This window comes from Rhodococcus sp. MTM3W5.2, from assembly GCF_001984015.1.
Classification (GTDB): domain Bacteria; phylum Actinomycetota; class Actinomycetes; order Mycobacteriales; family Mycobacteriaceae; genus Rhodococcus_G; species Rhodococcus_G oryzae.
The window spans coordinates 3,014,779-3,032,978 of sequence record NZ_CP019572.1 but is presented as its reverse complement, the minus strand read 5'-3'; the positions used below and the strand labels follow the sequence as shown (position 1 = coordinate 3,032,978).

The 18,200-nt window shown below is 70.5% G+C and carries 13 protein-coding genes and 2 pseudogenes; 6 read left to right on the top strand and 9 right to left on the bottom strand.

The window, feature by feature from the left end; all coding sequences use genetic code 11:
• Together BTZ20_RS13785 and BTZ20_RS13780 are read right to left on the bottom strand one after the other, a co-directional pair.
• Positions 1-882: a DMT family transporter gene (locus BTZ20_RS13785; protein WP_077041759.1), complete on the bottom strand. Its 882-nt coding sequence runs from the start codon at positions 880-882 to the stop codon at positions 1-3.
• Positions 883-885: 3 nt separating this feature from the next.
• A complete protein-coding gene (locus tag BTZ20_RS13780; protein WP_077041758.1) occupies positions 886-2,238 on the bottom strand; it encodes a DEAD/DEAH box helicase in 1,353 nt (450 codons plus the stop codon).
• Between the two features lie 206 nt (positions 2,239-2,444).
• Between BTZ20_RS13780 and BTZ20_RS13775 the strand changes: the two genes are divergently transcribed.
• Positions 2,445-2,930: a DUF4262 domain-containing protein gene (locus BTZ20_RS13775; RefSeq protein WP_077043701.1), complete on the top strand. Its 486-nt coding sequence runs from the start codon at positions 2,445-2,447 to the stop codon at positions 2,928-2,930.
• Positions 2,931-3,011: 81 nt separating this feature from the next.
• On the opposite strand, the gene gndA is transcribed toward BTZ20_RS13775, so the two are convergent.
• Both gndA and BTZ20_RS13765 read right to left on the bottom strand, forming a co-directional pair.
• Positions 3,012-4,469 (bottom strand): NADP-dependent phosphogluconate dehydrogenase, encoded by a 1,458-nt coding sequence (gene gndA / locus BTZ20_RS13770; protein WP_077041757.1) that lies wholly within the window; start codon positions 4,467-4,469, stop codon positions 3,012-3,014.
• Between the two features lie 168 nt (positions 4,470-4,637).
• Complete coding sequence (locus tag BTZ20_RS13765; RefSeq protein ID WP_145982296.1) at positions 4,638-6,653, bottom strand: DEAD/DEAH box helicase; 2,016 nt, start codon at positions 6,651-6,653, stop codon at positions 4,638-4,640.
• A 495-nt stretch (positions 6,654-7,148) separates the two neighbouring features.
• Between BTZ20_RS13765 and BTZ20_RS13760 the strand changes: the two genes are divergently transcribed.
• Positions 7,149-7,697 (top strand): OsmC family protein, encoded by a 549-nt coding sequence (locus tag BTZ20_RS13760; protein ID WP_077041755.1) that lies wholly within the window; start codon positions 7,149-7,151, stop codon positions 7,695-7,697.
• Between the two features lie 18 nt (positions 7,698-7,715).
• Here the strand turns inward: BTZ20_RS13760 and BTZ20_RS13755 are convergent, their stop codons facing one another.
• Both BTZ20_RS13755 and BTZ20_RS13750 read right to left on the bottom strand, forming a co-directional pair.
• Positions 7,716-8,660, bottom strand: a complete 945-nt coding sequence (locus BTZ20_RS13755; RefSeq protein WP_077041754.1) for a M56 family metallopeptidase — start codon at positions 8,658-8,660, stop codon at positions 7,716-7,718.
• Positions 8,661-8,687: 27 nt separating this feature from the next.
• Complete coding sequence (locus BTZ20_RS13750; protein WP_077041753.1) at positions 8,688-9,110, bottom strand: BlaI/MecI/CopY family transcriptional regulator; 423 nt, start codon at positions 9,108-9,110, stop codon at positions 8,688-8,690.
• A 153-nt stretch (positions 9,111-9,263) separates the two neighbouring features.
• On the opposite strand from BTZ20_RS13750, the pseudogene BTZ20_RS13745 reads away from it, so the two are divergent.
• Positions 9,264-10,573, top strand: a pseudogene (locus BTZ20_RS13745) (alpha/beta hydrolase).
• A complete protein-coding gene (locus tag BTZ20_RS13740) occupies positions 10,570-13,137 on the top strand; it encodes a DUF2156 domain-containing protein (protein WP_077043700.1) in 2,568 nt (855 codons plus the stop codon). The pseudogene BTZ20_RS13745 and the gene BTZ20_RS13740 overlap by 4 nt, the downstream one beginning before the upstream one ends.
• A gap of 1 nt (position 13,138) precedes the next feature.
• Here BTZ20_RS13740 and BTZ20_RS13735 read toward each other — a convergent pair whose 3' ends face one another.
• From BTZ20_RS13735 to BTZ20_RS13725, 3 genes and pseudogenes are all read right to left on the bottom strand, one after another.
• Positions 13,139-14,011 (bottom strand): ABC transporter ATP-binding protein, encoded by an 873-nt coding sequence (locus BTZ20_RS13735; protein WP_077041752.1) that lies wholly within the window; start codon positions 14,009-14,011, stop codon positions 13,139-13,141.
• Entirely contained in the window at positions 14,011-15,102 is a 1,092-nt protein-coding gene (locus tag BTZ20_RS13730; RefSeq protein ID WP_077041751.1) for a FecCD family ABC transporter permease, read from the bottom strand. The genes BTZ20_RS13735 and BTZ20_RS13730 overlap by 1 nt, the downstream gene beginning before the upstream one ends.
• Positions 15,099-16,492, bottom strand: a pseudogene (locus BTZ20_RS13725) (FecCD family ABC transporter permease). Before BTZ20_RS13725 ends, BTZ20_RS13730 begins: the two are co-directional and overlap by 4 nt.
• 335 nt (positions 16,493-16,827) lie before the next feature.
• On the opposite strand from BTZ20_RS13725, the gene BTZ20_RS13720 reads away from it, so the two are divergent.
• Positions 16,828-17,556, top strand: coding sequence for a hypothetical protein (locus tag BTZ20_RS13720; protein ID WP_411269072.1), 729 nt, complete (start codon positions 16,828-16,830; stop codon positions 17,554-17,556).
• 198 nt (positions 17,557-17,754) lie between these two features.
• On the top strand, positions 17,755-18,192 hold the full coding sequence (locus tag BTZ20_RS13715; RefSeq protein WP_411269149.1) for a PaaI family thioesterase: 438 nt from the start codon (positions 17,755-17,757) through the stop codon (positions 18,190-18,192).
• Positions 18,193-18,200: the final 8 nt, after the last annotated feature.

Here is an 18,200-nt window from a genome sequence, read left to right as displayed (position 1 = left end):
TTACGAGAGTACCGGCTGCGACGACTGGGCGTGGGTCGTCACCTCGGCCTGGGATCGGGACAGCCCGACCGTGGTGACGACCATGACGAGCACCGCTACCGCGATCACCGCGATCCCGGGGCCGTGCACCCGTAGCCGCTCACCGAGCACCGCGAACCCGAGGAAGGCGGCCACCAGCGGCTCGGCGATGGTGATGGCGGGCAGCGATGCCGAGAGCGAGCCCGCGTGGAACGCGCGCTGCTGCAGGTAGAACCCGGTGAGTCCGGCGGCGATCAGGGCCCAGGTGGTCCAGTTGCCGAGCACGGCCGCCGGGCCAAGGTGCAGCAGGTCGATGACGGACTTGGTCAGCGCGACCGCGACGCCGTACAGCGCGCCGCTGGCAAATCCGAGCAGCAGGGCCCGCGGGCCGGGGCGGATCCGGGCCAGCGCGGCCGCGACCGCCGCGGCGACCAGCCCGAGGACTCCCGCGAGCGGGATCAGCCAGTCGGCGATCGCCGCGGAATTGTGGCCCTCGGTCGGATTTCCGACGATCAGGAACACGACGAGCGCCGCCGCAAGCGCCAATGCCATCGCCCAGGTGCGCGCGGTCATCCGGGAACCGCTGAACCGGGCGGAGAGGGGGAGTGCGAACAATAGCGAGGCCACGATCAGTGGCTGCACCACGAGCACCGACCCGACGCCGAGCGCGATCGCCTGGAACACGTACCCGCCGCCGTCGCCGAGCAGTCCCGCCCACCATCGTTTGCTCCTGACCAGCTCGGCGAGCAGGGCTTCGTCCTCGGCGACCCCGGCCGCCGCGCTCTGCTGCGCGACGGAGCCGCAGGCGAACAGCAGCGCACCGATCAGCGCGAACGCGACTGCCAGTAGCGGGGTTCCGGACATCGCTCAGCGTCCTCCTCGGTTGCGGTGGCCGTGCGCCCCTGCGCCGCTGCCGCGCCGCCCGCCGGAGCGAACCGTGGTCGCGCCCGGACGCCTGCCGCGGGCACCCGGTCCGGTGGCCCGCTCCTTCGGTGCCGTCGGCGCCGGTGCGGAGGGCGGGGGCACCGGGACGCCGGTCGGCTCGCGGGCGCCGGTGAGGGCGACCAGTTCGGGTGCGCCCGGGCGCACCTCGACGCCAACGACGTCCACGCCTGCCTTCGCGGTGAGCGCGGCGACCTCGGCGCGTTGGTCGTCGGTCACCAGGGTCACCACCGTCCCGGATTCGCCTGCGCGAGCGGTCCGTCCGGCGCGATGAAGGTAGTCCTTCGCCTCGGCGGGAGGGTCGACGTGGACGACGAGGTCGATCCCGTCCACGTGGATGCCGCGGGCCGCGACATCGGTGGCGACGAGTACCGGGGTGTCGCCGTCGGCGAACGCCGCGAGGGTGCGGGTGCGGTTGCTCTGTGTCTTGTCGCCGTGCAGCGCTCCCGCGACGACGCCTGCCGCCCGTAGCTCCTCGGCCACCCGGTCCACGCCGTGCTTGGTGCGAACGAAGAGCAGGGTCTTGCCGCTGCGAGAGGCGATCTGGGCGAGCACGACCCACTTGTCGGCCTTGCGGACGTGGAGCAGGTGGTGCGCCATCGTGGCCACCGAGGCGGCCACCGGCGCGGTGGCGTGTGCGACGGGATCGTGCAGGTAGTCCCGGACGAGGTCGTCCACTCCGCCGTCAAGGGTCGCCGAGAAGAGCAGCCGCTGCCCGTCTTTCGCCGTCTGGTCGAGCAGGGTGGTGACCTGCGACAGGAACCCGAGCTCCGCCATGTGGTCGGCCTCGTCGATCGTGGTCACGCGGACATCGGCGAGTGACGCGGCGCCCTGGGCGATCAGGTCGGCCACCCGGCCGGGCGTCGCCACCAGCAGGTCAACCCCGCGCGCGAGCCGCTGTGCCTGTGCCTTGATGGGGAGTCCGCCGACCACGCAGGCGAGGCGCAGTCCGAGCGAGAGTGCGGACTCGTCGAGGGCCTTCTCGATCTGCGCCGCCAGTTCCCTTGTCGGCGCGAGCACGAGCCCGCGGGGCCGCCCAGGTGCGCTGGGTGCTCCCTTGAGCCGGACCAGCATCGGCAGCCCGAAGGCGAGGGTCTTGCCGGACCCGGTGGGCCCGCGCCCGAGCACGTCCCGCCCGGCCAGGATGTCGGGGATCGCGGCGGCCTGGATCGGGAACGGGGCGGTGATCTTCTCCCGGTTCAGCGACTGCACCAGCAGTGGCGGAAGGCCGAGGCCCGCGAACGTGGCTGCGGGTCCTGTGGTGGCTGGGTCGGACATGTCGCGGTTGCCTCCGAGTGTTGGGCCGCGGGGCGCCCCCGATCTCACGGAACGTCGTCGGCGCGTGCAGTGAGGTTACCGCTCCGACGCATGGGTTCCATCATTTGTCCTGCATGCGTCCCATGTGACATCCCCGTGGGCGCATGGTGTCGGTGGCATGGCGCATGATCGGCATCGAACATACATTCGATGTCGGGAGGGTGGTCATGTGTGAGATCTGCGAGGGGATGACGCCGGAGCAGGCGCACCGAAGGATGCTGCGAACCATCGACAGATTCGGATGGGCGCTGCAGTACGTCGAGTCCTCCGTGGACGAGCGGGGCGTCCATCCAGCCTTCTGCTACACGGTCGGGTTGACCGAGATCGGCTGTCCCGAGGTGATCGTCACCGGCCGGGCCGCCGACGAGTCGGTGGCGGTTCTTGGCGGGCTCGCCCATCGGTTGTGGCACGGCGATCGGCTCGGGACGGGGGAGCGGCTCGAGGTCGGCGGCCTCGAGGTGTGCCTGATCCGGGCGCGCGAGTACGAGTCCTGGTTGTTGCGCGCGGTCGCGTTGTACGGGCCAGGAGACGTGTCCGCGGTCCAGGCGGTCTGGGCCGACTGTCAGGGGCTGATGCCGTGGGAGGCCGAGATCAGCTCGACCATCGTGCAGCCGTTGCTGGGGCCGCCGCCTGGCGGCCGGATGGTGGCCTGACGAGTCGAGCCCGGCGTCCCGTCGGCGGACACCCTTCGGTGTGCGCCCCGGGAGGCCGGGCTCGTGGCACGTCGGCGGTTGCTACGCCTCGACCTCGGTGCGGTCGCCGCTCCAGAGCGTGTGGAACTTGCCCGGACGGTCGGTGCGCTCGTAGGTGTGGGCGCCGAAGAAGTCGCGCTGCCCCTGGGTGAGCGCGGCGGGCAGGCGCTCGGCACGCAGGCCATCGTAGTACGACAGGGAGGAGGCGAAACCGGGGACCGGGATGCCGAGCAGGGTCGCCGTCGCGACGACGCGGCGCCAGCTGTCGATGCCCGCCTCGATGGATTCCCGGAAGTACGGGGCGAGGATCAGGCTCGGCAGGCCCGGGTTCTCCTCGTACGCATCCTTGATGCGGTTGAGGAACTGCGCGCGGATGATGCAGCCGCCGCGCCAGATGGTGGCCAGGTCGGCGGGCTTGAGGTCCCAGTTGTACTCGGCGCTGCCAGCCGCGATCTGGTCGAAGCCCTGCGCGTACGCGATGATCTTCGACGCGTAGAGGGCGGCGCGGATGTCCTCGGTGAATTGCGCTGCATCGCTCGGCTTCTCGCCGAGCGTGCCGGCCGCGAGGCCCGCCGCCTGGGCGGCCGCGCGCTGGGTGCGCGAACCGGAGAGGGCGCGGGCGAAGACCGCCTCGGCGATGCCGGTGACCGGGACCCCGAGGTCGAGCGCCGACTTGACCGTCCAGCGGCCGGTGCCCTTCTGTTCGGCGGCGTCGACGATCACGTCGACGAGCGCCTGACCGGTCTTGGCGTCCTTCTGGCGCAGCACCTCTGCGGTGATCTCGATCAGGTAGGACTCGAGGGTGCCGGCGTTCCACTCGGTGAACACGTCCGCGATCTGGCCGGCGTCGAGGCCGAGCGCGTCGCGGAAGAGGTGGTAGGCCTCGCCGATCAGCTGCATGTCGGCGTACTCGATGCCGTTGTGCACCATCTTCACGAAGTGGCCTGCGCCATCGGGGCCGATGTGGGTGCAGCACGGGGTGCCGTCGACCTGAGCTGCCACGGACTCGAGCAGCGGTCCGAGGGACTCGTACGACTCCTTGGGGCCGCCCGGCATGATCGACGGGCCGTTGAGCGCGCCCTCCTCGCCGCCGGAGATGCCCGCACCGACGAAGTGCAGTCCGCGGTCACGGAGGGAGGCCTCGCGGCGGATCGTGTCCGTGTACAACGCATTGCCACCGTCGATGATGATGTCGCCCGGCTCCATCGCGGAGGCGAGCTCCTCGATCACCGAATCCGTGGCGTCGCCCGCCTTCACCATGATCAGGACGCGGCGCGGCTTCTGTAGTGCCGCAACGAACTCTTCGACGGTCTCGGTGCGGACGAAGTCTCCGTCACCGCCGTGCTCGGCGATGAGGGCGTCGGTCTTCGCGACGCTCCGGTTGTGCAGTGCCACGGTGTGTCCATGCCGGGCGAAGTTGCGGGCGATATTGGAGCCCATCACGGCAAGTCCGGTGACGCCGATCTGCGCGCGGGCGGTCGTGCTGCTGTTCTCGGTCATGCCGTACACCTTCCCTTGCTGGGCCCGCGAAGAAAAGCGCGGGGTCCCGATACCTGGCGACGGGGGCGGGTGCCGTCCGTCGCGTGCCCGGATAGCCGAGACGCCACCGACCGCGTGTGCGGCCGGTGGCGTCTGGGTGTCTGTGTCGAGCGAGTGGGCGCTCAGCGATCAGCGATCGCCCCGGGGGCCTTCGAATCCGTCGTACGAGCGGCGCTCGGTCCGGCTGCGGAAGCCGCCGCCGGAACGCGAGGAATCGCCGCTGCGCTGGGGGCGATCCCCGTAGCTGCGCTCGCCGTTGCCGGAGTCGCGGTTCGGACGGTCGCCGTACGGACGATCGCCCTGCGGGCGGTCGCCGTAGGGACGGCTGCCGTGCGAACGCTGGTGACCGCCCTCGGAGCGGTTGCCCTGGTAGCCGCCCTCGGTGCGGGGACGGCTGCCCTGGTAGCCGCCCTCGCTGCGCTGGGGGCGGTCGTTGTACTTGCGCTCGCCCTGGTAACCACCCTCGGTGCGGGGACGGCTGCCCTGGTAGCCACCCTCGGCGCGGTTGCCCTGGTAGCCGCCTTCGGTGCGGGGTCGGCTGCCCTGGTAGCCGCCGCCTTCGCGCTGCGGCCGGTTGCCCTGGTAACCACCCTCGGTGCGGGGACGGCTGCCCTGGTAACCACCCTCGGAACGGTTGCCCTGGTAGCCACCCTCGGAGCGGTTGCCCTGGTAGCCGCCTTCGGTGCGGGGTCGGCTGCCCTGGTAGCCGCCGCCTTCGCGCTGCGGCCGGTTGCCCTGGTAACCACCCTCGGAACGGTTGCCCTGGTAGCCACCCTCGGAGCGGGGTCGGCTGCCCTGGTAGCCGCCACCCTCACGGCGGGGACGGCTGCCCTGGTAGCCGCCCTCACGGCGGGGCCGGTCGCCGAAGCGATCGCTCTTGAAGTTCTGTTCGCGGACCGGTTCGCCGCTCGGTGCCTTGGCGCCGGTGATGGTGGCCAGCTCCTCGGAACCGGGCGCGACGTTCACCGCGGTGGCGTCAACCCCCGCCATCCCGGTGAGCTTGCGGACCAGGCGGCGCTGGTTCGGCAGCACGATCGCGACGACCGTGCCCTTCTCGCCCGCGCGGGCGGTCCGGCCGGCGCGGTGCAGGTAGTCCTTGTGATCGGCGGGCGGATCGACATGCACGACCAGGTCGATACCGTCGACATGGATGCCGCGGGCCGCGACGTCGGTGGCGACCAGCACAGGGGTGCGGCCGCTCTTGAAGCGCTCGAGGACGCGGGTGCGCTGGTTCTGGGCCTTGCCGCCGTGCAGCGACTCGGCCGGGATACCAACCGCGCGAAGACGATCGGTGATGCCCTCGCAGCCGAGCTTGGTCCGGGCGAACATGATGGTGCGGCCGTCACGGGCGCCGATCTCGGCGAGGACGACGTCCTTCTGGCCGCGATCGACGAGGAGCACGTAGTGCTCCATGGTGTCGACGCTGGCTTTGCCGTCCTCTGTCGAGTGCGTCACGTGGTCGGCCAGGAACTGCCGGACCAGGGACTGCACCTCGCGGTCGAGGGTCGCGGAGAACAGCAGTCGCTGACCGTCGGGCCGGGTCTCGCCGAGGATCGAGCGGACCTCGGGCAGGAAGCCCATGTCGGCCATCTGGTCGGCCTCGTCGAGCGCGGTGATCTCGACCTGGTCGAGGATGCAGGTGCCCTGACGCAGGTGGTCGCCGAGACGGCCGGGGGTGGCGACGAGGATGTCGACGCCGCGGCGCAGCTGCTCGACCTGCTTGGTGAACGGCATACCGCCGACCGCGGCGAGCACCCGCACGCCGACCGAGGACGCGTAGGGGTAGAGCGAGTCGACGACCTGGATCGCGAGCTCGCGGGTGGGCACCAGGACCAGGGCACGCGGCCGCTTGGCAGCGGGACGGTCCTCGTGCTGCGCGAGCCGGGCCAGCATCGGCAGGCCGAAGGCGAGGGTCTTGCCGGATCCGGTCTGGGCGCGACCGAGGACGTTCCTGCCCGCGATCGCGTCGGGCACGGACATCGCCTGGATCGGCGACGGCACGGTGATGCCGTTCTTGGCGAGGGCGGCGACCACGGGTGCGGGCAGGCCGATCTCGGCAAAGGTGATGGTGGGGGTCTCCTCGGCGGGCGAGGGGGACTCGAGCGGCGCCAGTTCCTCGGGGGAAACAGGGGCAGCAGAAGACATGTGGACAGCGTCGGTCACGCGGATACCTCTCCGGACGTCGGGCGCGTCGCGGAGCGCGAGCTGTCATGCAGCACGCAAAGAGACGAGCCAGGGCACATTTTCGCCTGGCCTTTCCCGGTGACATTACGGCCGGGGGCGGGGCTGGGTGCCTGAACAATCAATTGGTGGACCGCGATTGCGGCCGTCGTTAAGTGTACGCGAGGCGCAGGAAAACCACACGTCAGCAGGGTTGTGACGTGGGCAACTGCCCGTTGGCCTGCCGTTGGAGCGCGCGGAGTCCCTGTGCACCACCAGGATTCACCGGTTAGCATCGCCTCGTGACCGACACCCACGTGACCGATGCGGCTATGGCCCTCGTCCGTCGTCGGCACATCGATCTTGCGCTGGTGTGTGCCGCCGCTTGTCGCGGCCGCTGATCCGACCTGAACCGCGACCGTCGCTCGCGGAGTCGAATCCTGCGACGTTCACCCACATCCTGCGCAAGGAGACAATTCCATGTCCACGATCAATGCTGCGCCCACGACCCCGAACCCCGATACCGCGACCTCGCACCTGGGCGGCATCATCCGCGCGACCACCGACGCCGTCCGCAAGGATCGCGCCAACGCCCGGGTCCGGTTCACTGCGAACGCGACCGCGCACGACGCCGTCGCCAGCACCGTCCGAGCAGGCAAGCACACCGTCGAGGTGGACGAGCCGCCCGCGCTCGGCGGCGGATCCACCGCGCCCAATCCCGTCGAGTACTACCTGGCGGCGCTGCTGTCCTGCCAGGTGGTGACCTATCGGTTCTGGGCGGACAAGCTCGGCCTCGAGATCGAGGACATCACCGCCACGGCGGAGGGAGACCTCGACGTGCAGGGCTTCTTCGGCCTCGACGGGGCGGTTCGCCCCGGCTTCGGCGAGGTGCGGGTCACCGTCACGCTCACCGGACCGGAGAGCGCCGAGCGATACGCGGAGCTGCAGGAGGTGGTCGACGAGCACTGCCCGGTGCTGGACCTGACCCGCAATCCGACCCCGGTGCGGACCGTGCTCCAGGTCGCCTGACGCGGCGAAGGGTCGGGCTCAGCCCCGGAACAGGCGGCTGAGCTCGACCAGCCAGGGCACCGCGACGGCGATCGTCGGCACCACGAGGATGGCAACCGACGCGAGATACGCGGCGGCCGCGAGCTGCAGATCGTTGCCGTCGCCCCCGAGCCGCTTGATCCGGGTCAGGGTGTGCGGACCGCCTGCCGCCATGGCGCCGACGGGGGCGCTGGAACCCGAGCAGGCGACGAGCGCGCGGGCCAGGGGAGTGGGGCCGGTGACCTTGAGGGCCGAGTCGTCGGCGAGCATCTCGACGAGCAGTTGTACGCAGCCGAGCGCGGACTTGCTGCGGACCACCCGGGGGAAGGCCTCGTTCACCGCGGTGAACGCCTCGAGCACCAGGTCGTGCCGGGCGCGCAGGTGGGAGCGCTCGTGCATCAGGATCGCCGTGATCTCCTCCCGCTGGAGGTTCGCCAGGGTGCCCTCGCTGAGCACCACCCGTTGGCGCAGGCCCGGCAGGCAGTACGCGATCGGTTCGGAGGCGCTGAGCACCCGGAGGTTCGAGTTGCGTCCACGCTGCGGGTCGCGCTGGTCGAGGAGATCGACGAGCATGCGGTGCCGGGCGCGGCGCCTGCGCGTGCGCACGCCGACCGAGGCTATGGAGAACACCAGCTTCGCGCCGATCAGGAGGGTGAGCGCGAGCACCACCACATAGGCGATCCACAGCGGGAGCCCGAGCGCGTCGATCTCGGCGGTGGGCGCGGTGGTCGGCCTGCCGTCGGGGCCGGGCACGAGCAGTTCCGTCGCAATCGCAAGTCCGGAGCTGAACGCCGAAAGCACTGCCGCGAGCGCGATGGCCTGCCACAGCACCAGCGCCGCCCTTGGCGCCCGGTAGGGCCAGGTGGCCCGGGAGAGGAGGGCTGGCACCGGCCCTGCAAGCAACAATGCGAGCAGCGCGAAGGCAAGTGCGGTGGTGGGGTTCATTGCCCACCCATCATCCACATTGTGGGGTCAGCTGGCGCGATCGGTCCCCGGATCGACGCTCCGGAGGGTGGGTTTGGACGCCTCCGACGCCTCGAGCGCGGCGAGAGCCTCACGCAGCGCGGCCGCCTCGTCGGCGCCCACCTGCCCGACGAAATGCACCAGTGCGGCGACCCGTCCGTCGGACTCGTCCGCCTGCTGAAGCGCGTCGACCATCAGGCTCGCGACGAGCTCGTCGCGGCCGTGCACGGGCACGTAGCGGTGCGCGCGATCGTCGCGCTGCTGAATCACCAGGTCCTTCTTCGCGAGACGCTGCAGGACCGTCATCACGGTCGTGTACGCCAGCTCGCGGCGCGTGGCGAGAGCCTCGTGCACCTGTCGCACGGTCTGCGGTTCGGAACTGGACCAGAGGTGGTCCATGACTGCGCGCTCGAGTTCCCCAAGTCCTGCCATAGGAACAGTGTACGGACTGTCCGACGCAGATGCGTACTACTACTCGTAGTACGAAATCCCCGGATCCGTGCTATGTGTGGATGTGCTCGTTTCGGTACCGGCCCGGGGACGCCGGAGGGAATAGTCTGCTGTCACCCGTCGAGAGGCGTACCTGTGGATTGGCTGCTTCGCTGGTCACTGACCTCCGGCCCGCTGCCGTGGTTCATCGCGGCCCTCGGCGCGGTCGGCGGACTCTGGCTGCTGTTGGCCCCGACCACGGACCCGCGTCGGTACCGGCACCGGGCCATCCCGCTTGCCACGGCGGTCGCGCTCGGGTGCACCGTTGCCCTCTGGGTGGTCGTCGAGAAGTGGTGGCGGCCCTTTCCCGATCCGATCGAGACCGAGATCTATGTCTGGATCGGCCTCGGGATCCTCGCGGTGGCGCTGCTGGTGGCGCGGCTGCTCCTCGACCGGCGGGTGTGGCGGGCGGTGGTCTCCGTGCTCGCGACGGTTGCCGTGGCCGCGGCGGCAGGCGCGCAGATCAACCTGGTCTTCGCCGCGTACCCGACGGTGCGCGATGTCCTCGGCCTCCCGAATCCCAACGAGATCGCCTTCGGCGAGGTCCCGCCGCCCACGCCCGACCCGATCACCGGTATCCCGCTCGAGTCGGTGTGGCGGCCGCCTGCCGACCTGCCCACCGAGGGCAGGGTGACCACCGTGTCGATTCCCGGCGTCGCGTCGGGCTTCGGGGCGCGGGACGCGCAGATCTACCTCCCGCCCGCCTACTTCGCCGACCCCCGGCCCGAGCTGCCGGTGCTCGTCCTGCTGGCCGGGCAGCCGGGTTCCCCTGCGGACTGGTTCAACGGGGGACGGCTGGCGCAGACGATGGACGACTTCGCCGCCCAGCACGGCGGCCTGGCCCCGGTCGTGGTGGTCGCCGACGGCACCGGGTCCCAGCTCGCCAATCCCCTCTGCCTCGACTCGAAACTCGGCAACGTGGCGACCTACCTCGCCGAGGACGTACCCGACTGGGTGAAGTCGCATCTCGAGGTGAACCGTGACCCGCGGACCTGGGCGATCGGCGGCCTGTCCTACGGCGGCACCTGTTCGCTGCAGATGGCCACCAATCATCCGGAGGTGTATCCGACGTTCCTCGACCTGTCCGGTCAGGAGGAGCCGACGCTCGGGGATCGGGCCCGCACGGTCGACGAGGCATTCGGCGGTGATGCGTCGAAGTTCACGGCGGTGAACCCGATGGACCTGATGGCCGCGCGCAGGTACCCGGACACGGCTGGCGTGTTCGTCGTCGGCAGCGACGACGGCGAGTATCGGCCGGGGGCCAAGCGGGTGCACCAGGCGGCCGAGGCCGCGGGGATGGACGTGCAGTACGTGGAACTGCCGGGGGACACAGCTTTGCGGTGTGGTCGGCCGGGCTCGAACGCGAGCTCGGGTGGTTGGCGACGAGGATGGGGCTGATTTCGTGACTCAGGCGACGGCGACGGCGGCCACCCGGCAGACCCGCAGGCTCCTCGAGCTGGCCAGGTCGGGGGCGTCCGGCGCGCCGGTCAGCATCGGGCTGCTGGTCCTGATCTGGGTCCTCGGTGCGGCGACCGGCAGCCTGCTGTCGGGACCGTCGCGGTACGTGGACCGTCATTTCGCGGCGGGGATAGGGGCGTTCGAGGACGGTCGGCTCTGGACAGCGCTCACCGCCGGGCTCTGGGCACCGGGCCTGGCCGGGTATCTGGTCGCGACGATGCTGGTCCTGCTGGTGGCCGCACCGATCGAGCACCGGATCGGCTCGGGCCGCTTCGCGGTGGCGGCGGCGAGCACCCAGGTGCTGGGCGCGTTGCTGGGGATCGGGGTGGCCGCGCTGGTGAAACTGGTCGACGAGGGGTGGGGCTTCCGGTTGCACATCGGGGCCGCGGTCGGCCCGACGACGTGGATCGTCGGCGTGGCCATGGTGGCGAGTTCGCGGATGGACACGCTGTGGCGGCGGCGGACCCGGGTGGGGCTGCTCGCGCTGCTGATCACCCTCGCACTGTTCGGCGGGCACCTCGAGGACATCATCCGGCTCGCCGCGGCGGTGGTCGGGCTGGTCCTCGGTCCCTGGATCGTCGGCCGGTCGGCGCGCGGGGCTCGGCTCGCGGGGACCCGTCGCGAGGGCCGGGTGCTCGTCGCGATCGTGGTCGCGGCCGGCGCGCTCGGCCCGGCGCTGGCTGCCCTCTCGCCCAACGCCGTCGGACCGTTGGCCGTGCTGCGTGAACTGTTCCGCGGGGTGCCATGGACTCCTGACGAGGTGCGGGCCATCTGCGCGGGCGCGTCGAACAGTGAGGCGTGCAGGCGCGGGCTGCTGGGGCTGCGACTGGGTGGGGTCGGGCCGACCCTCTTGAGCCTGATGCCCTCGGTCTTCCTTTTGGTGCTCGCGGACGGCCTGCGCCGGGGCAGGCGGTTCGCGTGGATCGCGGCGGTGGTCGTGCACGCGATCCTGCTCGCGCTGTCCGTGGCGAACTACGTCGTCAGGTTCATCGAATCGGTCGGCGAGGATTCGCTCTTCTACGGCCTCGACTCGCCGAACCTGTACCGGACCATCACGCCGTTCCTGACGCCGCTCGCGATCCTCGTGGTGCTGCTGCTGACTCGGCGGTTCTTCGATGTCGCCGCGCCGAAGGGCACGTATCGCCGGATGTGGACGATCCTGCTGGCCGTCGCCGCGGGGCTCGGCATCGTGTATGTCCTCGGTGGGCTTGTGGCGCGCAAGGGGTTCGACCGGGATCCGGGACTCGCGGGTCTGCTCGCCGACTACCCGCAACGCCTGATCCCACCGGTCTACCTGCAGTGGCTGGATCCGCGGCTGCTGCCCGACAGTGCGGCCACGACGCTGCTGTTCGAGTGGACCGGAGTGGTGTTCTGGGTGGTCGCCTGCGTGGCGACGCTGGCAACGTTCCTCAAGCCGGCCTACGGCGCCGAGACCGAGGACACCGAACGGGCCCGGAAGCTGTTGTGCGCCAGCGGTGGCAGTCCGCTGTCCTGGATGACGACCTGGCGTGGCAACAAGTACTGGTTCAGTCCGGACGGCACGAGCTACGTGGCCTACCGGGTGATCGCGGGCGTCGCGCTGACCACCGGCGACCCCGTCGGTCCGCCGGACCGGTTGCGCGGCAACGTGACCGACTTCGCGGAGTTCGCCTCCGGAAGCGGGTGGATTCCGTGCTTCTACTCCGTGACCGGAGACCTGCGGGAGGTGACCGACTCGATGGGGTGGTCCGGGATCCAGGTCGCGGAGGAGACGGTGCTCCGGCTCGACGATCTAGCGTTCACCGGCAAGAAGTTCCAGGACGTGCGCACCGCGGTGAACCGGGCCAAGAAGGACGGGATCAGCGCCGAGTGGATCTCGTTCCCCGACGCCCCGCTGGCGATCACCGATCAGATCACCGCCATCTCGGAGGAGTGGGTGGCGGACAAGGGGATGCCGGAGATGGGCTTCACACTCGGCGGCCTCGAGGAGATCGACGACCCGCAGGTGCGATGCCTGGTCGCCGTGGATGCCGAGCGCACCGTGCACGGGGTCACCTCGTGGATGCCCGTCTACCGGGACGGCCGCGTGGTCGGCTGGACGCTCGATTTCATGCGCCGCCGCGCAGAGGGCTTCCGGCCCGCGATGGAGTTCCTGATCGCATCTGCGGCAATGCTCCTCAAGGAGGAGGGCGCCGAGTTCGTCAGCCTGTCCGGCGCGCCGCTGGCGAAGGTCGGCTCGTCGGAGGCAGCGGCCGACGCCGAGGAGGATCTCGAGCGGTCCACGCTGTCGACGGTGCTGGATCGCCTCCTCGACGTGCTCGGCAAGACCCTGGAACCGGTGTACGGGTTCCGGTCCCTGCTGGCCTTCAAGTCGAAGTTCCAGCCCGAGTACGTGCCGATGCACATGACGTTCGCCGATCCGGCGGCGCTGCCGAGCATCGGCAACGCCATCGGCAGGGCCTACCTGCCGGAGGTCTCGATCGGGCAGGGAGTTCGCCTGGTGCGCACGATGATCGGTGGAGGTAAGAGTTAGTTCACGCCGAACCGACGCCCACCGCGTCGGCCGCGGCCGACGGTCCACCGATCGACCCGTACACGTGCCGGGTCCCGATGGGCACGATCAGCGGTCGGTCGGAGACGGGGTCCTCGATGACCCGGGCCTCGAGCCCGAACACCTCCAGCAGAAGCTCCTCCGAGATGACCTCGCTCGGGGTGCCGGACGCGACGACCGCGCCCTCGGACATGACGATCAGGCGGTCGCTGTACCGGATGGCGAGGTTCAGGTCGTGCAGCACCATCACCACTGTGCGTCCGAGCTCCTCGTGCATCCGGTCCACCAGGTCGAGGACCTCGACCGAATGCGCCAGGTCCAGGTACGTGGTCGGCTCGTCGAGCAGCAGGATGTCGGTGCCCTGGGCGAGCGCCATCGAGATCCAGGCGCGCTGGCGCTGTCCGCCGGACAGCTGGTCGACGGGTCGATCCGCGAGTTCGGACACCCCGGTCAGGGCCAGCGCCCTGGCCACCTCGCCCTCGTCGTCGGCCGACCACTGTCGGATCCAGGACTGGTGCGGGTGCCGTCCGCGGGCGACCAGGTCGGCCACGGTCAGTCCCTCGGGCGCGACGGGGGCCTGCGGCAGCATGCCGAGGGTGCGCGCGACGTCCTTGGTCTTGAGGGTGGAGATGGCCTTGCCGTCGAGCAGCACCTGGCCGGACTTCGGCTTGAGCAGTCGGCCGAGCGAGCGAAGCAGGGTGGACTTGCCGCAGCCGTTCGGCCCGATCACCGTCGTCACCACGCCGGTCGGGATCTCGAGGTCGAGTCCGTCGACGATGACGCGGTCGCCGTAGCCGACGGTGAGGGCCTCGGCCGCGAGCCGGGGCACGGTGTGCTCGGTGGTGAGCTCGCTCATCAGACCGACACCTTTCGATTGTTGCGGACGAGCAAGTACAGCAGGAACGGTCCGCCGAGGGCCGAGGTCACGATGCCGACGGGGAGTTCGACGGGGAGGATGGTGCGGGCGATGACGTCGCTGCCGACCACCAGAACGGCCCCGACCAGGCCGGAGGCCAGGATCGGAGGTCCGGCGGTACGCAGCATCCGGAGTGCGAGCTGGGGCGCGCACAGCGCGACGAACCCGATCGGGCCGACGGCGGCCGTCGCGATGGAGGCGAGCGCCACGGCGGCCAGCAGCAGGGTGGCCTGGCCGGCCTGGAGCCGGACGCCGAGCGAGCGTGCGTTGTCGTCGCCGAGGCGCAGCGCGCCCAGGGTGAAGGAGGAGATCAGCGCGATCGTGCCGACCACCGCGACGCCGATCGCGACGGGCCAGACCTGCGCCCAGTCGCTGCCGTTGAGGGAGCCGTTGAGCCAGACCTGCGCGCGGGCGACGTCGTTGATGTCGGCGGAGATCAGCATCCACTGGATCGCGGCGATAAGCATGGCGTTGAACCCGATGCCGATCAGCACCACCCGGTAGCCCTGGACTCCGCCGCGCCACGCGAGCGCGTAGATGATGACGGCGGTCGCGATGCCTCCGATCAGCGCCGCGATCGGGATGCCGAGCACCGCGAGCAGCCCGACAAAGCTGCCGCCGCCCGCCAGCACGATGAGGGCAACAGCGGCGGCGCTGGCCCCGGCGGTGATACCCAACAGGTCCGGGCTGGCCAGGGGATTGCGCAGGATGGACTGGGTGATCGCGCCGGAGATGCCCAGCGCGAGCCCGGTGAGCAGGGCGGTGAGGGCGCGCGGCAAGCGCAGGTCCATCACGATGAATCGCTCGACCTTGGTGCCGCCGCCGAAGAGGATCTCGGCGACAGTCGGCACCGAGATCGCGAAGTCGCCGCGGCCGATGTTGATGCACAGCAGCAGGAACGCGGCGAGCAGCAGGCCTGCGGTGATCGCGACCATGGTGGTGCGTCGGACCAGGGAGACCGGCCCGACCCGGAACCCCGGGCGCGACGGCACGGTGGTGGGGAGTTCGACCTTGTCGTCGATCAGGCTCACAGCGACACCAGCTTTCTGCGCCGGACGAGCGCGACGAAGAACGGTGCACCGAAGAGCGCCAATACGATGCCGACCTGGAGTTCGCCGGGGCGGACCACGACGCGGCCGATCACGTCCGCGAGCAGGACCATGATCGCGCCGATGATGCCGGCGTAGGGCACCAGCCAGCGATAGTCCGGTCCGGTGATCGACCGGGCGACATGAGGTACCACCAGTCCGACGAAGGCGATCGGGCCACAGGCGGCGGTGGCGGCGCCGGTGAGCAGGGTGATCGCGATGATGCCGATCGTCCGGCTCAACACGATGTTGGTGCCGAGGCCGCGGGCGACGTCGTCGCCGAGGCTGAGCACGTTCAGGCTCGGGGTGCTCGCCATCGCGATCAGCGCGCCGATCACCAGGAACGGCAGCACCTGCCAGAGCACCTCGGGTCCTCGCCCGGCGATGGAGCCGACGACCCAGAACCGGTAGCCGTCGAGGCTGGTCTGGTCGAGCAGGATGACGGTGTTCGTCATGGCGCTGAGGAACATCGCCACCGCGGCACCGGCGAGCGCGAGGCTCAGCGGGCTCGATCTGCCGTTGCCGATGGACGAGATGCCGAACACGACGATGCTCGCGGCGAGGGACCCGGCGAAGGCGAACCACAGGTACTCGTTCGGTCCGCCCAGCCCGAACAGGTAGATCGAGAGCACCACGAAGAACGCGGCGCCGCCGTTGAGGCCGAGCAGGCCCGCGTCGGCGAGCGGGTTGCGGGTGTGGCCCTGGATGAGCGCGCCAGCGATGCCGAGCGCGATGCCGACGGCGATCCCGAGGGCGGTGCGCGGCACCCGCAGGGTGCGTACAACCAGGTCGGTGTCGAGGCCGGTCGGGGTGAACAGCGCGTGGAAGATCTCGGCGAAGGTCATCGGCCGGGCGCCGACGGCAACGCTGGCGAGGGCGGCCGCGGCGAGCAGCAGCACGAGGAGGGCGAGTCCGAGCAGTCGGCGCTTGCGGATCGCGGCCATCGAGGTGTCGCGGCGGATCGGGGTGAAACCCTCCGCGACCGCGGTCTTGAGCCGGACGACCTCGGCGCCGGCGCGGGGGAGCAGGGCCCGGCGGGTGCCGAGCGGCAGGCCGGACTGGGCATCACGGGTGACCAGACCCAGCCAGCCCTTGCCGACGCTCTGTCCCGTCGCGCCCTCCCTGCTGCCGCGGTTCCAGACGAGCAGGGCGGCGGCGGTGATCAGTGCGACGCCGCCGAAGACCGCGCGATCCATCTGGCCGCCGCCGTTGTCGTCGCGCAGGGAGTCGACGATGAACCAGCCGATGACCAGGGGAGGGCGACCACGCCGAGGTCCGCGAGGGCGGCGACCAGCCGGCGTTGCAGCGGTGCGGGTCCGGTCGGGACCTCCAGCGAACCGTAGAGCTCGGTCGGGTGGGTCCCCGGGTCTCGGTCGGCCCGGGGCGAGCGGCGACCGAACCGGGTGTGGGGGTGGACGTCACGGTCGGAGGCTCCTGATCGGCGAGGCGCAAGCTTGCGAGATTAGGTTACGGAACCCTATCCCCGTCCGGGGGTTCGGCTCCCGCTCGCCCGCAAGTAATGGTTAGGCTAACCTACATTCGCGGTCGACCCGGCATGTGGTCGTCCGGTGTTGATCTCGTCGAGATGTCCGTATGTCGCCGACCCAGGAGTGAGCAGTGTCATCCATCGCAGCGTCCCCGTTCGCAGTGTCATCGACCGCCGTTTCGGTGAAACAGGTGGGGAATGACCCGGCAGCCGCGCTCGACGACTCCTGTCACCGGCTACGGAGCATCTACCCGGAGTATCCCCGGGTGTATGCCGTCGCGCTGATGGCCGACCAGGGCAAGCGTCGCTGGTGGTCCGCCGCCGACGGGATCTGGGGCGATCGCATGGTGCGGATGGTCGAGCGTGCGCTGGCGGATCTCGGTGACCGGGAGGCGGCGGGCGCATCGGTCGCGACCGCTCTCATTCATGCGGTGATCGGCCGGGTCGCGGCGCTCGTGGTGCTGGAGGGGCGGGCCTGGGATCCGGGCCTGGAGAATCTGTGGTTGCACATGGACAGTGACGGCTGCATCGACTGGGCGGGGGTCAGCGATCCGGTGCTGCGGGTGCTGCCGGGTGATCGATGGGCCGGGACGCGCGCGGCGGTGACGCTGCCGTGTGAGGGCGCCCTGCTGGTGTGGACCGCGCACCGCTGTCACGCCGCGCTGGCAGTGATCTTCGATGCGCTGGATCTGATCGTGCCGCTCGATCGATCGCGTCTGTGGGCCATGGTCGGTGAGGCGATCCTCGGAGCCGCCACGCTGGTCCCGATCCTGGGTGGCGTCGGCGAGTCCGTCGCGATGCGCCGAGGTCAGGGCCTGCTCGACGCCTTCGAGGGTGCCGGGGTGCCGGTCCGGGCGCGTGCCGACCGGACGGCGTTTCGCCGTGGTGGTGTCGCCGCGCTTGCAAGTTAGGCCAGGCTTGCCTATAGTCATTTTCGGAACGTGAATGATCGGACCGCGCCGGAGTCCTGAGGGCTGCAGAGACTCCCGGTCCTTCCCCGCGACGGGCCCCACACCTTCGGGTGCGGGGCCCGTCGGCATTTCGGGCGAAAGGTACATTCACTCGACCGGCCGCAACCATGGAGTGTGAAGATGAGCAACGTGTCCTCGATGAGCGATCTGTCCGGGATGGACCCTGCTGCCGCAACCCCGTTCCTCAACAAGGGATTCGGCGAGGTGTTGGGGCTCGAGTACACCGAACTCAGTGGTGACCGGGTCCGTGCCCAGTGGACGGTCAGGCCCGAGCTGTACCAGCCGGCGGGCATCATGAACGGCGGCGTGCACTGCGCCGTCGTCGAGACGCTCGCCAGCATCGCGGGCAGCATCTGGCTGGGTGACCGGGGGCATGTGGTCGGCGTCAACAACAACACCGACTTCCTGCGGGCCACCCGCGATGGTGTCCTCTTCGCGGAGGCGACGCCGGTTCACCGCGGCCGCACGCAGCAGCTGTGGCAGGTCGCCGTGGTGGACGAGCGGGATCGCCTGGTGGCCAAGGGGCAGGTGCGGCTCGCGAACGTCACCGACACGGACCGGCTCGGGGGCCAGTAGCCCGGCGC

What these genes read in the sequence shown, in the direction of transcription:
- BTZ20_RS13785 (WP_077041759.1), bottom strand. Translation starts at nt 882, where the DNA reads ATGTCCGGAACCCCGCTACTGGCAGTCGCGTTCGCGCTGATCGGTGCG.
- BTZ20_RS13780 (WP_077041758.1), bottom strand. Translation starts at nt 2,238, where the DNA reads ATGTCCGACCCAGCCACCACAGGACCCGCAGCCACGTTCGCGGGCCTC.
- BTZ20_RS13775 (WP_077043701.1), top strand. Translation starts at nt 2,445, where the DNA reads ATGTGTGAGATCTGCGAGGGGATGACGCCGGAGCAGGCGCACCGAAGG.
- gndA (WP_077041757.1), bottom strand. Translation starts at nt 4,469, where the DNA reads ATGACCGAGAACAGCAGCACGACCGCCCGCGCGCAGATCGGCGTCACC.
- BTZ20_RS13765 (WP_145982296.1), bottom strand. Translation starts at nt 6,653, where the DNA reads ATGTCTTCTGCTGCCCCTGTTTCCCCCGAGGAACTGGCGCCGCTCGAG.
- BTZ20_RS13760 (WP_077041755.1), top strand. Translation starts at nt 7,149, where the DNA reads ATGTCCACGATCAATGCTGCGCCCACGACCCCGAACCCCGATACCGCG.
- BTZ20_RS13755 (WP_077041754.1), bottom strand. Translation starts at nt 8,660, where the DNA reads ATGAACCCCACCACCGCACTTGCCTTCGCGCTGCTCGCATTGTTGCTT.
- BTZ20_RS13750 (WP_077041753.1), bottom strand. Translation starts at nt 9,110, where the DNA reads ATGGCAGGACTTGGGGAACTCGAGCGCGCAGTCATGGACCACCTCTGG.
- BTZ20_RS13735 (WP_077041752.1), bottom strand. Translation starts at nt 14,011, where the DNA reads ATGAGCGAGCTCACCACCGAGCACACCGTGCCCCGGCTCGCGGCCGAG.
- BTZ20_RS13715 (WP_411269149.1), top strand. Translation starts at nt 17,755, where the DNA reads ATGAGCGATCTGTCCGGGATGGACCCTGCTGCCGCAACCCCGTTCCTC.